Source organism: Streptomyces sp. NPDC048142, assembly GCF_043202835.1.
In the GTDB taxonomy this organism is placed as follows: domain Bacteria; phylum Actinomycetota; class Actinomycetes; order Streptomycetales; family Streptomycetaceae; genus Streptomyces.
In genome coordinates, this window is sequence record NZ_JBIDBC010000006.1 from 237,297 (window position 1) to 250,754 (window position 13,458).

The 13,458-nt window shown below is 63.6% G+C and carries 10 protein-coding genes, 16 tRNA genes and 1 pseudogene; 2 read left to right on the forward strand and 25 right to left on the reverse strand.

What is annotated here, in order from left to right; genetic code table 11:
• Positions 1–67: 67 nt before the first annotated feature.
• The 5 genes from ACGF2Y_RS11265 to ACGF2Y_RS11285 all read right to left on the reverse strand — a co-directional run bounded on the left by ACGF2Y_RS11265 (position 68) and on the right by ACGF2Y_RS11285 (position 5,855).
• Positions 68–1,087 carry a P22 phage major capsid protein family protein gene (locus ACGF2Y_RS11265; RefSeq protein ID WP_392945229.1) on the reverse strand — a complete coding sequence of 340 codons (1,020 nt, stop codon included), beginning with the start codon at positions 1,085–1,087 and terminating at the stop codon, positions 68–70.
• Between the two features lie 13 nt (positions 1,088–1,100).
• Positions 1,101–1,580 carry a hypothetical protein gene (locus tag ACGF2Y_RS11270; RefSeq protein ID WP_392945231.1) on the reverse strand — a complete coding sequence of 160 codons (480 nt, stop codon included), beginning with the start codon at positions 1,578–1,580 and terminating at the stop codon, positions 1,101–1,103.
• Between the two features lie 754 nt (positions 1,581–2,334).
• Positions 2,335–3,774: a phage portal protein gene (locus tag ACGF2Y_RS11275; RefSeq protein ID WP_392945233.1), complete on the reverse strand. Its 1,440-nt coding sequence runs from the start codon at positions 3,772–3,774 to the stop codon at positions 2,335–2,337.
• Positions 3,767–5,380, reverse strand: a complete 1,614-nt coding sequence (locus tag ACGF2Y_RS11280) for a terminase (protein ID WP_392945236.1) — start codon at positions 5,378–5,380, stop codon at positions 3,767–3,769. Before ACGF2Y_RS11280 ends, ACGF2Y_RS11275 begins: the two co-directional genes overlap by 8 nt.
• A 49-nt stretch (positions 5,381–5,429) precedes the next feature.
• Positions 5,430–5,855: a hypothetical protein gene (locus tag ACGF2Y_RS11285; protein WP_392945238.1), complete on the reverse strand. Its 426-nt coding sequence runs from the start codon at positions 5,853–5,855 to the stop codon at positions 5,430–5,432.
• A gap of 59 nt (positions 5,856–5,914) precedes the next feature.
• Here ACGF2Y_RS11285 and ACGF2Y_RS11290 point away from each other — a divergent pair, with 59 nt between their 5' ends.
• Positions 5,915–6,103, forward strand: coding sequence for a hypothetical protein (locus tag ACGF2Y_RS11290; protein WP_392945241.1), 189 nt, complete (start codon positions 5,915–5,917; stop codon positions 6,101–6,103).
• Between the two features lie 240 nt (positions 6,104–6,343).
• Here ACGF2Y_RS11290 and ACGF2Y_RS11295 read toward each other — a convergent pair whose 3' ends face one another.
• The 3 genes from ACGF2Y_RS11295 to ACGF2Y_RS11305 all read right to left on the reverse strand — a co-directional run bounded on the left by ACGF2Y_RS11295 (position 6,344) and on the right by ACGF2Y_RS11305 (position 6,851).
• Positions 6,344–6,664: an HNH endonuclease gene (locus ACGF2Y_RS11295; RefSeq protein ID WP_392945243.1), complete on the reverse strand. Its 321-nt coding sequence runs from the start codon at positions 6,662–6,664 to the stop codon at positions 6,344–6,346.
• Between the two features lie 25 nt (positions 6,665–6,689).
• A tRNA-Tyr gene (locus ACGF2Y_RS11300) sits at positions 6,690–6,774 on the reverse strand.
• Between the two features lie 5 nt (positions 6,775–6,779).
• Positions 6,780–6,851: transfer RNA gene (locus ACGF2Y_RS11305), tRNA-Pro, on the reverse strand.
• A gap of 25 nt (positions 6,852–6,876) precedes the next feature.
• On the opposite strand from ACGF2Y_RS11305, the gene ACGF2Y_RS11310 reads away from it, so the two are divergent.
• Positions 6,877–7,140, forward strand: a complete 264-nt coding sequence (locus ACGF2Y_RS11310) for a hypothetical protein (protein WP_392945245.1) — start codon at positions 6,877–6,879, stop codon at positions 7,138–7,140.
• Positions 7,141–7,146: 6 nt separating this feature from the next.
• Here ACGF2Y_RS11310 and ACGF2Y_RS11315 read toward each other — a convergent pair.
• The 17 genes and pseudogenes from ACGF2Y_RS11315 to ACGF2Y_RS11395 all read right to left on the reverse strand — a co-directional run bounded on the left by ACGF2Y_RS11315 (position 7,147) and on the right by ACGF2Y_RS11395 (position 13,354).
• A tRNA-Gln gene (locus tag ACGF2Y_RS11315) sits at positions 7,147–7,217 on the reverse strand.
• A gap of 5 nt (positions 7,218–7,222) precedes the next feature.
• A tRNA-Thr gene (locus tag ACGF2Y_RS11320) sits at positions 7,223–7,296 on the reverse strand.
• A 51-nt stretch (positions 7,297–7,347) separates the two neighbouring features.
• A tRNA-Leu gene (locus tag ACGF2Y_RS11325) sits at positions 7,348–7,421 on the reverse strand.
• Positions 7,422–7,483: 62 nt separating this feature from the next.
• Positions 7,484–7,555 (reverse strand) — tRNA-Phe (locus ACGF2Y_RS11330).
• Positions 7,556–7,560: 5 nt separating this feature from the next.
• Positions 7,561–7,635: transfer RNA gene (locus ACGF2Y_RS11335), tRNA-Trp, on the reverse strand.
• 5 nt (positions 7,636–7,640) lie between these two features.
• A tRNA-Arg gene (locus ACGF2Y_RS11340) sits at positions 7,641–7,712 on the reverse strand.
• Positions 7,713–7,787, reverse strand: a tRNA-Met gene (locus tag ACGF2Y_RS11345).
• A gap of 2 nt (positions 7,788–7,789) precedes the next feature.
• Positions 7,790–7,862 (reverse strand) — tRNA-Ser (locus ACGF2Y_RS11350).
• A 33-nt stretch (positions 7,863–7,895) separates the two neighbouring features.
• Positions 7,896–7,968 (reverse strand) — tRNA-Val (locus ACGF2Y_RS11355).
• Between the two features lie 181 nt (positions 7,969–8,149).
• A tRNA-His gene (locus tag ACGF2Y_RS11360) sits at positions 8,150–8,226 on the reverse strand.
• Between the two features lies 1 nt (position 8,227).
• A tRNA-Asp gene (locus ACGF2Y_RS11365) sits at positions 8,228–8,301 on the reverse strand.
• A gap of 5 nt (positions 8,302–8,306) precedes the next feature.
• Positions 8,307–8,390: transfer RNA gene (locus ACGF2Y_RS11370), tRNA-Ser, on the reverse strand.
• 82 nt (positions 8,391–8,472) lie between these two features.
• Positions 8,473–8,545 (reverse strand) — tRNA-Lys (locus ACGF2Y_RS11375).
• A 4-nt stretch (positions 8,546–8,549) separates the two neighbouring features.
• Positions 8,550–8,620 (reverse strand) — tRNA-Glu (locus ACGF2Y_RS11380).
• Positions 8,621–9,029: 409 nt separating this feature from the next.
• Positions 9,030–10,685 (reverse strand): recombinase family protein, encoded by a 1,656-nt coding sequence (locus tag ACGF2Y_RS11385; RefSeq protein ID WP_392945247.1) that lies wholly within the window; start codon positions 10,683–10,685, stop codon positions 9,030–9,032.
• 33 nt (positions 10,686–10,718) lie between these two features.
• Positions 10,719–11,501: pseudogene (locus ACGF2Y_RS11390) on the reverse strand (ABC transporter transmembrane domain-containing protein); the annotation flags it as partial.
• Positions 11,498–13,354, reverse strand: coding sequence for an ABC transporter transmembrane domain-containing protein (locus tag ACGF2Y_RS11395; protein ID WP_392945249.1), 1,857 nt, complete (start codon positions 13,352–13,354; stop codon positions 11,498–11,500). The pseudogene ACGF2Y_RS11390 and the gene ACGF2Y_RS11395, both read right to left, overlap by 4 nt.
• Positions 13,355–13,458: the final 104 nt, after the last annotated feature.

Here is a 13,458-nt window from a genome sequence, read left to right on the forward strand (position 1 = left end):
GGCGGGCATAATTGAACCTCCCTAGGTGGGAGACCTCCCCGGAACATTCCGGAGAGGTCCCCCAGGATTAGCCTGCCGGTGCCTCTACCGGCGCAAGGGCAACCTTGACGCCGCGTAGCTGAGCCTTGATGATCGTGTCCGGCGTTGGGTTGGCGATCTTCGCGCCGGTCGCGTCCACGTACTCACCACGGGCGCTAACCAGCGGGTCAAGGACCGGAGAGATACCGGTGTAGATCGACAGGAACGAGCGATCCATGGCCTTATCGGAGTTGTAGTCACGGATGTAACGGACTGCAACGCCGTTGGCGCTCTGCGAGGAAGCGAACGCGGCACCGGCCGGAGCGACGGGAGCGATAAGCGCTAGCTTGAACGCCGTTGGGTGAACGGCGATCATCTCGTCAGGGTCGATCACATCGGAACCAACGATGGTGAAGCCGTACAGGCGACCGATGGATGCCTCACGTAGCGCGTCCGTGGTGCCCGACTGGTCAAGCTGCGTGAGGTGCGGATCGTTGATCAGCGCGGCCTCAACCTCGGAACCGACAAGCAGCACACGACCACCGGCCGGAACGTGGTTAGCGTTCAGTCGCTGTCGCAGCTTCGGGATAGCAAACCGAATCTTCTTGGCCTGTACCTCGGGGTCGGTGTCGCGGCCGATAGCAACCGGGGTGCCGTTGGCGTCGGTCAGCTCAGGCAGGGTCTCTAGCGCGTCGCGCACCTTGAGGTCAAGGTCGGAAGCGATGGACTCGACCTGTGGCGCGAGGATCTGTGCGCCGAACGAGTCGATGTCTAGCGTGGCCTCGGCGTCGGTGATGTCAACAGCGCTGTAAACGTGCGTGTCTAGCTTCACCTGGATCGTGCTCTCAACGATCTCATCCGTCTGGATCGAGCGCGTCTTAGAGCGAGTGATCGCCTCAGAGCGAGCGGCAAGAACGGCCGGACGGCGAATGTTCAGTACGTCGCCCTGAGCACCCTTGAAGCCGTCTGCCGACTGCTTGTCGATGAAAGCCGACAGAATCATCTGTCGCTTAAGAAGTGGTAGCGCAGCGCCAACTAGCTTCTGCTGCTGCTTAATGAACTCAGACATTTAGGGGGTACTCCTAGAAGTAACGGTTAGCGGAAAAGAGCCGGTCGGCTAGCGCTTCGCCCTCGGCCGTGGGGTCGTCGGTGTCGGTCGGATCGAGTCCGCCCGTGCCAAGCGCTGAACCCTTGGCGGTGACGTACGTCGCTAGCGCCTTGGCGTCCGCCTCTAGAGAGTCGGGGCGGAGCATCCCCATAAGGTCGTCGGGGATTCCGTGCTTGCGCGCGGTGCGCTCACGGTTCAGCTCTAGCTCTAGCTCTGCTGCCTTGGCCTTTGCTTCGGCAGCTTCCTTAGTTGCTGCTTCGGCTGCTGCCTTAGCTGCGTCCTCGGAGCCCTGTGCGGGCGTCTGAGGGGCTGGAACCGGGGGAGTGGTCTCCTCGGTCACCGGTGGTGTCACAGGCTCCGCAGGGGGCGTCTGTGGCGTCTGTGGGGTCTCCTCGGGCTTTACCTCGGGGGACGTCTCCTCGGGGGTGGTCGCACCCTCGGGCTTTTCGGGCATTAGCTCTCCAGTCGGAACGCGTTACGGAAGTTGGCTAGCTGCGATGCGCCGGAACCCTCGGTGTCGTTCCACTGGGAGCGCCAACGGTCGGCACGCTCTCGGTCCTCGGCAGGCATGGGCACACCCTCGAAAAGGGGAAGTGTCTGACAGCGGCAATTGGCGTGATACGCCTCGGGGTTCTGGTCATCCAGGAATGAGCGCGAACGGCGCGAAGAATTACGAGAGTCCGTGTACACCAGACCCCGGCTAGCGAGCATGGCGCAGAACCCGCACGGGTCGGCCTCGGCCTTTCGGTAAAAGCCGATAACCTCCCGGTCGTTCTCTCGCGCCTCAGCCAGCGTGTTACGGCCAGCGGCAAGAGTCGTGCGGTCGGTGTTCTCGTGAAGCGGGTTGAGGATGAGCCGGTCAAGCTCCGCCACAAAGTCGGGGTCGTCCAGTCGGCCACGGGCGGGGGAGACAGCGGAATAAAACGCGTCTCCCACACCGTCACCGGGGCGGACCGAACCCCACTGAGAGGCAGGTAGGGCACCGAGACCAGCGGCCTTGCGCACGTCGTTGTGTAGACCCTGCGCTAGCCGGATGGAGTCGGCGCGTGCCCGCTCGACCTCTTGGCGGTACGACTCAAACAGTCGGTCGGGGTTGGCCAGCGAACCAGCGTCAACCCCGACCCACCACCGAACAAGCCACGAAAGAACCCGACTAGCCACGTTGTCTTGCGCTGCTTGGTAGCTGCGCGTGAGCGTGTCTAGTTCGGTCACTTAGGGCCACCGGGTGGGGGTGGTGGCTGCTGACCCTCGGGGCTCTCCGGAACGTTCCGGGGAGGTTCCGGCGTCTTGGCTGCAATGGCTAGAGCCTGCTTATCGGCCTCGGCCTTGAACTCATGGAACTTGTCTACGTCGGTCTGCGAGAAACCAGGTAGCTTGTCCCATAGAGCCTGTGGCGGAACCTGCACCATCTGAACCAGCTTGCCGTAGGCATCGGCCGTCTGTGCCAGCGAACGAGAGCCGGTGTCGCGCCAAACGACCTGTGCCTTACGGTCGGTCGATAGCTTGGTCTTACCGAGAGCCTTAGCGGCTAGGCGTAGGACCGTTTCCCAGGATTCCCCGAACGTCTGCTTAAGCGCATCGACCTTGCGGGTCAGTGCGCTTTCTGCGGCTGCTAGGGCGTCGGCACTCAGGTTGGCCATATTGCCGAGTAGGTAATGCGGGGGTGTCTGCGAGACAGCGGCCATGTGCTGAACATTCAGCTCTAGCGACTTGAGGAATCCGTCTAGCGAAGTTTCCGGCAGGTCGCCAAACTTCGTGTCCGGATCTTCGGCCATCAAAAACCGCGTAGGGTCAAACCCGATGGGCTTGTAGAGCGGGTCTCCGGTCTCGGGGTCCGTGCGCACCTCGCCCGTGTTCGGGTCGGTGTCCATCGGGGGAGCCATGCCGGTTGCGTACCGCACGCGGAACGATCCGTACGTCTGCGCAACGAGTAGGTCAAACCACGTCTGATTGATCCGGTCGCATACAGGAATCAGCGGCTCAACAAGACCAACCGACCGGCCGAGTAGATCGAGATTTGCGGCGAACCGCACCACCGGGCAAACGCCGAAACCGTGAGGCTTGCGACCCGCGATCTGTGGCGTGGTGTACGTCTCGCCAAAAGTGCCGGTCGATTCCTTGTACGTGATTTCGATGATCTCGCGCTCGTCGTAGTAGCGCGCGCCCGTAAGCGTTCCGCTGTCGGGGTGCTCGAAAATCTGCACCGCGTACATGGGGAATTCGTCGGTGACCGGGTCCTCATAGGCAACCCAAACCCGCAGTGCGGAAATCGGTACCAGCTTGGGGCCCTCGGCGTCCGGCACAACAGCGACGTACGAATGCCCGAAAACTAGGGCACCCTCATGCACGATTCCCTGTCGGGCGTCCATCCGATTGTTCTGCCATGCGTCCCATACTTCGGTCCCCTTGCCCGCGCTCGGGCGGAAACCGTCAACCTGTAGATTCTGTAGGGGAGCGGCTACCACCCAGGGGAGCCAGTTATGTACGGCGCGTTCGGCAAGTAGCTTGTACTCGGCGTTCGCGTTGCGAGGCATGTACGGGCCAGCGTGCTTACCTCGGTAATACCGGTCGATCTCTTCTAGCCGCTCGGCGTACTCGTAACGTAGTCGGTCTAGAGAGTGCTCTAGACGTCGCTTGATGTCAGCCACCGATGCCCCAAACTCGGCCGGTACGGGGCCGCTTCAACTTGCCAGATTCAACTAGGTTGTGACGCGCGAGATCGGCCAGCAGCATTGCCGCATAGCCGTCTACCTTGCGCTTGGATTCGCGGTGCTCCTTGGTGAAAGAGACACCAAAGCGGTTGATCTTCCGCTTTGCGTTCATTACGTGGCGCTTGAGCGTGAGGTGTCCGGTGTGCTTGATCCGGCCCACCTCAACAGCGGCCACTAGGCGCTCATTTGCCTGTGTCAGTTCGGGGAGCCCACCGCGCATGTCTCGGCCGACCGTGGACTTACCAGAAGCCTTGACGTGTAGTCGCGTGCGGTATTCCTCGGACCACGCCTCGACCTCGGCCTCCCACAGAGCAACGTCCGCGAAGAAACCGACCACGTCGTACGTGGCGAAAGTGTGGTGAACGGCGTCAACCACTTGATCTCGGGGTGCTTCCCAACCCTCACCAGCGGGGCCGTCCGGCTGTTCCCAAATACCGATGGGGACAACGAGCCGATCAGACATGCGCATAGCGACCAACGCTGTTGCGTCGTCGGTAGAGCCACCATCGAACCCGAGCGTGATTCGGTCACCGCGCTTGAGGGTTTCGTCAGTCTGGCAAGCATCCCAAGCCACCGGCGAAATTAGGGAATCCTCGTCCGTGACAAGCTGGTTGAGGAACATACGGCGCGACTGATAGGCGGGGTACGTGCCCGCGTAGATCGTGGAAATGATCCAGTCAACGTCAAGCCACGTAGCATCCCCGCGCGCTGCGATGATGCCCGCCTCAAGCGAGGCACGGTCACCGAGGACAACGGACGCCGGAGCTTCAACGCTGTCGTAGTACACACCGGCACGGCGGGGGGTGTCTACGTCCTTGTCGCGGAGCTTGGCCCAAGCGTGATAGGTCCGCTCGGCAACGCTCTCTTCACCGGGTAGGGGAGCGTTCGTAATCTCCATCGAACGGGCACCGCCACCGCGTGACTTGGCAAGATTTCCTGCAATCGTCATCGCCATGGCATGGCCCCCGTTGGCCTCTACCCAGTGCTGCGTTTCGTTGAGGAGGTTAAAAGTTGCCCGCCCCCCTTCAAGGGCACGAGCGGACGACGTCACGGCCTCAATGCGGTTGCCGGTCGCGGAATAGATGATCGTCTTGCCGATATCGATTCCGTACCGCTCAATCGCCTTGTCGTTGAACAGCGAGGGAAACACCGTCATCGTGTTTCGCGTCTGGTCCATCGACGTAGCGGCGATCTGAACCCATGCGGAGTTTTGCGTCTTAGCTACCGGCCAGCCGTCCGAATCCCAATGGGAGAAACGGCAAGGGCCGATAAACTCGAATGCGCTAAGGGCTGCGGTAAAAGGGTCCTTGCCCCACCCCTTGAGACGGCGGATCGTTCCCTGTCGGTAGACGAATCGGCCGGTATCATCGATCTCGTACCAGCGCTTTACGATGCGGACTTGCTCACGAGTGAATGTCCAGCGGCTACCGGCGTCGGGGCCGTCCGGCTGTGTCAGGTACTCCGAACACCACAGCAGACATGCCACACCTAGCGTGCGGTTGTCCGGGGGTACGTAGTCGTCTAGCGTGCGTACCGGCTCCATGGGTGGTCCCCTTTCAGCGAGAGGGACCACACCGGAACGTTCCGGGCTGCTAGCTCTGTGCCTTGTACGCGGCCATCAGGTCGGCAATGCCGGAATCAACTTCGGCAGCCTCAGCCTTAGATAGCTCGATGCGCAGACGGCGGCGGGAACCCTCGGTGGTGAGTAGATCGGATGCGGCGGAAATAACCGACGCGAAAAGCTGACCCGAGAGCCGCTGTCCCTGATTCAGGTTGCGGCTCATGGCCTCGGCCACATACGCGGCTTGGGCCCAATCGGATGGTTCGAAAAAGAATGACTGCCCGCTGTCGACTAGCGACTCATACCAGCGGCGCGCGATGGGGTGCCAGTCCGATTCAGGCTCGGGGGCGGATGCGCCGTCAGGGTTCGCGCTCGGTGCGGTAGCTAGCTCGACCTCGGGGGAGTTCCGGCGACGCTTCATATCGTCGCGCTTAGGTACGGGGCCACGGGAACCCATGGGGCGTACCTCCGTGCTATACTGGTGTCTCCACCACAGCGAAGGGGAGATCACAACTGATGGACAAGCTGACTCTTGAGCTGACCGAGGAAGAGGCGGAACTACTCGGTTGGGCAGTTGTCGGTATGCTCAAGGAAACAAGGCAAGCGGCGCGAACCGCCGAGGACCCGGCGAAAGCGGCGGGTTACACACGGACGGTTGGCGGGCTACAGGAACTGCGTAACCGACTTGACGCAATGCTCGGCTAGGTCTAACCACAACGCACGGTAGCGGAGCCTCGGCCTACGGGTCGGGGCTCCCTTGCATTCCAAGTTAGGCGACTTGATAACCCGTACAGACGCCGAGCTGCTATACGCTTGCGGTCCGGAAAGGCTTCAAATCGGGGTCACCCCCCACCGTCCGCCTTGGATTCCAAGGAAGATCAGGCGAGCGTGATCACAGAAAGTCAACACGATCTGATGTGTTGACACAGCGAGATCATCTGTGCATCACCACACATCAGGCATGGTCTCGTCTCGTGTACCAGGGGCCTTTGACTTAGGGGTGTAGGGCTTTTCCTGCGCACGTGCCCGCGCTGATTCCCCCTGTGTCTTACGCCTATGGCACCACGAACACAGGAGTTGCAGGTTAGCTAGGGTGTGGTCATCACCGGGGCGTACGTGGTCAACCTCGGTACCGGGGTGTCCGCATAGGGCCCCTTCTGATAGGACCCCCCTGCAAAGGCCCCGGTCCCTGCGAATGACGCGCTGTCTGATGGCTTCCCAGTTGCGGGGTAGCTCAGAACGGCGGTTCGACGTGGACCAAGCCACGGGATCACTCCGTAACGTTCCGGTATGGTGCGGTGCCTAGGGATCGAACCTAGCGAGCCGGTTTCCCGACCAGGGCTTTACAGGCCCCGTTGCGTCCCAGCGCTCACCGCATGTGTCTGGTTGGTAGGGATCGAACCTACGACTTCCTGTTCCCAAAACAGGCGCTCTACCTCTGAACTACAACCAGTTGTGGTACGTGGTACTATCGATATGTGCGAAAAGAAATGAGATGCGCCATTTCGGGTATGCGAATATCCGCATGTCGCGGCAACGTGATGTATTTGGTATCCACGGTGGACAGCGGAACGGCCGTACAACAGGACTACGCTTGCGAAAGCGCCGAACATCTCGGCTTCATCGTGACCGAGCTTGCCAGCACGGAGGATCACCTTGACGCCAAGGTTCACCGGCTAGTCCCGAGAGTGGAAATGGACGACGATTATTTCCCCATGGACGACAAAGGCAACTTCATCTAGCCGCTGCTCTCCGCCATGGATTCGAACCACGATTCACGGGTTCAGAGCCCGGTGTCTTGCCGTTAGACGAACGGAGAATGTGAGCCCTTGCGAGGAATCGAACCCCGAGCCTCCCGATTACGAAACGGGCGCTCTAACCAATTGAGCTACAAGGGCCAGTCACGAACGGGTCTGTGATGGTAGGAACTCATCACAGACCCGTTCTCGTACCCACTCCCGGACTCGAACCGGGACACTTTGCGTTCTAAGCGCAACGGCTTTGCCAATTTGCCTAAGCGGGCGGGGAACCGTTTTTGTTTTCAGGCACAGCGGCCAAAGGCGGAACGAGACTAAACCGCCTTAGTGAGACCCGAGGGAATCGAACCCCCACGCTCGGGATTTCACCCCGACGCTCTACCAATTGAGCTAGAGCCCCAAGAGCTAGGCCAGCAGGAATCGAACCTACGCCTCACCGATTTGGAGTCGGTGCGTGCTTCCAGTTGACACAATGACCTATTAAGTTGGCACAGAGGGAATCGAACCCCCATCACACGGTTCGTAGCCGCGTACACTGTCCGTTGTGCTATGCGCCATGGGTTGAGAGACGGGATTCGAACCCGCACCATCGAGCTTATGAGACTCGCGCTCTGCCGTTAAGCTACTCTCAGCGCTGGCAAGGCTGGATTCGAACCAGCACCTAACCGGGTAGCAACCGGTTGCACTGCCTGTTGTGCTACTCGCCATAGTGAGCACTCCGGAACGTTCCGGGGTGCTAGTTGGCCCGGTCGGAATCGAACCGACGACATGCGGTTTGTAGGACCGCCGCTCTACCATCTGAGCTACGCGCCATTGTTGGCGTACGGGTTGTTACTGTTGTTACCTCCCGTTCGCTAGGTACCACACCCGGACGCGTGCGCACGCGAAACCCGGTTCTCTCCCTAGCTCAAACGCCCGTGGACCCTATCGGATTCGAACCGCATCTACGCCGTGCAAAAGCGTCGTTTTACCGGATTACACCATAGGGCCCAAGTGGGGTGACGGACGGGGTATGATCCCGCAGCCTCGGGGGTCACGGCCCCGCGCTCTACCAATTGAGCTACCGTCAACGCGCGCCATAAGGGACTCGAACCCTCGGCCTCCCGGCTGACAACCGGACACTCTAACCAACTGAGCTAATGACGCATGTGCGGAAGATGACGGATTCGAACCCCCAAGGGGAATGAACCCCGACGCTTTTCGAGAGCGCTTGGCACGCCAATGCCTGATCTTCCAAGTGGTATGCGCGACGGGATTTGAACCCGCATCGCCCGGTTTATCAGACCGAGGCTCTAACCAATTGAGCTACGCGCAAAGTGATTCGGGTAGGACTCGAACCTACGACGCTGGGATTAAGAGCCCCACGCTCTACCAACTGAGCTACCGAACCGAAGTACCCCCGGTGGGAGTTGAACCCACGACTACGGGTTGAGAACCCGGCATGTTGCCGTTACACCACGGGGACAAGTGCCGTGCGTGCTCAACCGGAGGAGAGGGCCGGGAGCAACGCACGGCCGAGGGGTGCTCTGACCACCGGGTAAGTGTGCGGCAACCGCCCTCTACCTAACAGAGATCGTGTAGCTTGCGCGCGGGCGCGAGGCTACAGCACGGGGGAGCGGTCTCGGGGTGTGTCGAGTGCTGATGTGGGGAGCGGTTTCGGGTTGCCTATAGGTTTTCTTGTGGTGTCTTGGTTTCACATTCAGAATCAACACTCACAACATCTTGCCTGGTCAGAGGGGGTGTACTGAGTGTAGGTTCCCTCTCCGCTGTGTCGGCCGCACCGCTGGAACGCAAAAAGGGGGCCACAAGGGCGAACCCCTGTGACCCCCAAAAGCGGTCTAGCTTACGTGTCACCCCGGAATGTTCCGGTGTGACTACTCCGGCTCATCCTCACCAACCCACTTGATCGTTACCCTTTCGTCACCATCGAACGGCCGTCCGCGTTGCCCCTTGGTCACCCAAATTCTGTCGATACACGCATGCATGATCGCCTTTTTCAGTTCCTCGCTTGCCCGTAGCCACGCATCCTCGCTGTCTGAGCTGTCTATGAGCCAACCCACATCGACGGTGGTTTCTGTCTTGGCTGCGTTAACGGCATCCTGTGCCGCTGTGAGCGTAGACAGCGCCTCGGCATGGGCCGGACCGAAGAACTGTTCTGCGGGGCCGTCGTAGACCCCATTCTGTCGGTCGCGCATAAGGCGCTTGAAGTTGGCTTCCGCGTCCCGCAACGCTGCCTTGGCGTACTTCTCGTCCTCGGTCGCCTTGGGATGCGTGTACGCGGCCCACCGGTCGGCCACCGCCAACACGAACGGATCTTCCGGTTCACTCGCTGCCACCTTGGCGGCCCACCTGTGCGCCACGTACTCCTCAAGAGGCTTGGCAGCGACGTACAGCGGTGCCGGGCATCCGTCCTTGACCGAGGAACGCCAACACCGGTACCCACCGCCCGAGCGGGAAGCCGACGCCGAGCACCCCGGACACTCCACCAGACCGGTTAGGCGGTGCTTGGCGCGCGTGTCGTGGGATGAGCCGTCCAGGGGCACCCCGGAACCCTCGGGGCCCTTTACAGCGGACTGTGCGGCCTCTTGCTCCGCATCGCTGACCAGCGGGGGACTGTGCATCACAGATACGCGCTTGCCCTCGGCGTTGTAGAACGTCAACCGACGCTGTTTCCCATCCTGGCGACCGGTGGTCTGCCAACCGGCGTACGCAGGGTTCTGGATCATGTCGCGGACGGTTACGGCGATCCACTTGCCACCCTCGGGGGAGGGAATCGCGCGCTCATTCATGGCGTAGGCGACACCCCCATATGACAGACCGTCAGTAACGGGGAGGGTGAACACGAGACGTGCAGCGTCACCCTTGGTGCGGCCCTCGGGGTCTCCGGCGTCGTCGTCATCGACGGCTAGCTTGCGTTCGTCGTACTCGTCGCCCTCTTCATCTGTGACCGTTACGAGAACGACTTTCAGGCCGTACGGGGCTCGGGCGTTGACCCATTCGCCGTTCTCCCGTTGGTGCGTCTTGGTGTCCCGCACGCGCTCTGAGAGCTTTTCGGACTCCTCGCGTGCCTCTTCCGCGCGCCGGATGAGTTCGCCCCTGTCGCGCTTGTTGGTGGAGTCCAGTACGGGACGGTTGGTGTCGTCGTCCCATCCGAACAGCAACCGGCGTGGCTGGCCGTCCTCGGGCTCAATGATGCGCAGGATTGATCCGGCCCCGCCTCGGTCCCACCGGTCTAGCCGGTAGCACCACAGCGCGCCGACCTCCCCCTTTTCGAGCGCGGTTAGTGCCTTGCTCTGATCGTCACGAGCCTTGCCGGTACGGAACCGAGAGGCCGAGCCAACCTCTTTCCAGACGTGCCGGACGTGCTTGCCCAAGAGCGCGGCCACCTTCCGGCCTAGCGTCTCCTGAGCGGCAATGCTGATCTCTTGCTTACGTCGCGTTGTGGTGTTTCCTCGGCTCTTTACGGCCTTGGATTTGCGACAGTAAAGGTCCATGAGGTCTGATGGGTCGGGGCCCGTTTCGCTGGTCATATGACCATCGTTGCTGGTCAGCCCCTAATACGCAAGGTGAAGACGCTCCCAGGCCGTCCACTGCGTGATCCGCCGGTCCGACAGCGCCACCCGGCGGCCGCCGAGGCGGTGCGCCTCCACGGTCCGCCCGGCGTCCACGGTCTCCGCGAGCATCGCGGCGACGGCGGCGTAACCGGCGGCCTCCGAGCGGTACGCGGAGGGGGCGCGGCGGAAGTACCAGCGGCAGCCGACGATCAGCACCGGCAGCGCCACCAGCACGGCCAGCGCCAGCGGGGGAGCGGTCACCGTCATCGCGCCGAGCAGCAGCGCGACCCACACGATGCCGATCGCCAGCTGCGGCACGGCCTCGCGCATCGCGTTCGCCAGCCGGTCGATGTCCGTGGTGATCCGGGACAGCAGATCGCCCGTCCCGGCCCGTTCCAGGACCCCGGGCGGCAGCCCGACGGACCGTACGAGGAAGTCCTCGCGCAGGTCCGCGAGCATCTCCTCGCCCAGCATCGCCCCGCGCAGCCGCATGCTGCGGGTGAAGAGGGTCTGGACGACCAGCGCGACCGCGAAGATCGCGGCGGTGCGCTCCAGATGCAGGTCGGTGACGTCGTTCGAGAGGTCCTCGACCAGTCCGCCCAGCAGATACGGCCCGGTGATCGAGGCGATCACCGCCACAGCGTTGACCGCGATCAGGACGACGAACGCCCTGCGGTGCCGGCGCAGCAGACCGCGTACATAACTCCGTACGGTCGCCGGCGTGCCCACGGGCAGCGTCGTCGCCGACTCCGGGGCCGCGGGGTCGTACGCCGGGGGTGCGACGCCGATCATGCCCTCTCCTCGATTTCCTGGATGCTCTTCATGGCGGGGACCGTTGCGACGCCGGCTGTCGTGTCCGGCGCGGCCGCTGCCGCCTCGTCGTCGGTCTCCCGGGTGACGACCGCCCGGTAGCGCGGTTCGGTGCGCAGCAGATCGCGGTGGTCCCCCACGGCGACCACGGCGCCCTCGTGGACGAGGACCACCCGGTCGGCGGCGTCGAGCAGCAGCGGCGACGAGGCGAACGCCACCGTCGTACGGCCCCGGCGCAGCTTCGCGATCCCGGCGGCGACGCGCGCCTCGGTGTGCGAGTCGACCGCCGAGGTCGGCTCGTCCAGCACCAGTGCCTCCGGGTCGGTGACCAGCGACCGGGCCAGCGCGAGGCGCTGGCGCTGGCCGCCGGACAGGGACCGGCCGCGCTCGGTGATCCGGGTCCGCATCGGGTCCCCGTCGTTGTCGGGGGAGGCCTGCGCCAGGGCGCTCAGCACATCACCGCACTGGGCCGCCTCCAGCGCCGCACCGGCGGTGACCAGGCCCGAGGACGGGACGTCCAGCAGCTCCCGGAGCGTGCCGGACAGCAGCACCGGGTCCTTGTCCTGGACCAGCACCGCGGCCCGTGCGGCGTCCAGCGGGATCTCGTCCAGGGCCACCGCGCCGAGCAGCGCCGACGGAGCCTTCGCCGCAGCCTCCTCGGCCCCGTCCTCCTCGCCGGTCTCCGCGTGCCCGCCGAGCCGTTCGGCCAGCCGGCCCGCTTCGTCCGGGTCCCCGCAGACGACAGCGGTGAACTGCCCCTGGGGGGCCATCAGACCGGTCGCCGGGTCGTACAGATCGCCCGAGGGCGCCACCACCTCCTCGACGGTGGCCTCCCGCGCACTGCGGCGCAGCGACAGGACCCGCACCGCACGCTGGGCGGACGGCCGCGAGAAGGAGTACGCCATCGCGATCTCCTCGAAGTGACGCAGCGGGAACAGCATCAGGGTGGCCGCGCTGTAGACCGTGACCAGCTGGCCGACGTCGATGCGGCCGTCCCGGGCCAGCGTCGCCCCGTACCAGACCAGGGAGATCAGCAGAATCCCCGGCAGCAGCACCTGCACCGCCGAGATCAGCGCCCACATCCTGGCGCTGCGTACGGCCGCCCTGCGGACGTCCTGGGAGGCGCGGCGGTAGCGGCCGAGGAACAGCTCCTCGCCGCCGATGCCGCGCAGCACACGCAGTCCGGCGACCGTGTCCGAGGCCAGCTCGGTGGCCTTGCCCGCCTTCTCGCGCTGCTCGTCGGCGCGCCGGGTGGCGCGCGGCAGCAACGGCAGCACGGCCAGGGCGAGCACCGGCATGGCGAGCGCCACCATCACACCGAGGGACGGGAGGTAGAAGGCCAGCCCCACGCAGATCACCACGAGGGCGGTGGCGGCCGCCGCGAAGCGGGAGAGCGCCTCGACGAACCAGCCGATCTTCTCCACGTCGCCGGTCGACACGGCGACGACCTCACCGGCCGCGACCCGCCGCGTCAGTGCCGAGCCCAGCTCGGCGGTCTTGCGGGCGAGCAGCTGCTGGACCCGGGCGGCGGCGGTGATCCAGTTGGTCACCGCGGTCCGGTGGAGCATGGTGTCGCCGACGGCGATCAGGACGCCGAGGGCCACGATGAGGCCGCCTGCCAGGGCGAGCCGCGCCCCGGAGCGGTCGATGACGGCCTGGACGGCGAGACCCACGGTGACCGGGAGACCGGCGATGCCCAGTTGGTGCAGCAGCCCCCAGGAGAGGGACTTCAGCTGCCCCGCGAGCTGGTTGCGCCCGAGCCAGTACAGGAATCGGGGGCCTGAACGGACATCGGGGTCGCCGGGATCCGAATACGGAAGGTCGCGAATCTGCATGATGTCCCAGGGCTTGTGAAACGGAGATCCGGACGGACCTCGAAGAACGGGGTGACGCGCAAGACTCCCTGTTCGTCCCATTCCCGGGCAACTGGTTTTCCGGC

Excerpts from the sequence above, each read along its gene's own strand:
- ACGF2Y_RS11265 (WP_392945229.1), bottom strand. The coding sequence starts at position 1,087 with ATGTCTGAGTTCATTAAGCAGCAGCAGAAGCTAGTTGGCGCTGCGCTA.
- ACGF2Y_RS11270 (WP_392945231.1), bottom strand. The coding sequence starts at position 1,580 with ATGCCCGAAAAGCCCGAGGGTGCGACCACCCCCGAGGAGACGTCCCCC.
- ACGF2Y_RS11280 (WP_392945236.1), bottom strand. The coding sequence starts at position 5,380 with ATGGAGCCGGTACGCACGCTAGACGACTACGTACCCCCGGACAACCGC.
- ACGF2Y_RS11285 (WP_392945238.1), bottom strand. The coding sequence starts at position 5,855 with ATGGGTTCCCGTGGCCCCGTACCTAAGCGCGACGATATGAAGCGTCGC.
- ACGF2Y_RS11290 (WP_392945241.1), top strand. The coding sequence starts at position 5,915 with ATGGACAAGCTGACTCTTGAGCTGACCGAGGAAGAGGCGGAACTACTC.
- ACGF2Y_RS11385 (WP_392945247.1), bottom strand. The coding sequence starts at position 10,685 with ATGACCAGCGAAACGGGCCCCGACCCATCAGACCTCATGGACCTTTAC.
- ACGF2Y_RS11395 (WP_392945249.1), bottom strand. The coding sequence starts at position 13,354 with ATGCAGATTCGCGACCTTCCGTATTCGGATCCCGGCGACCCCGATGTC.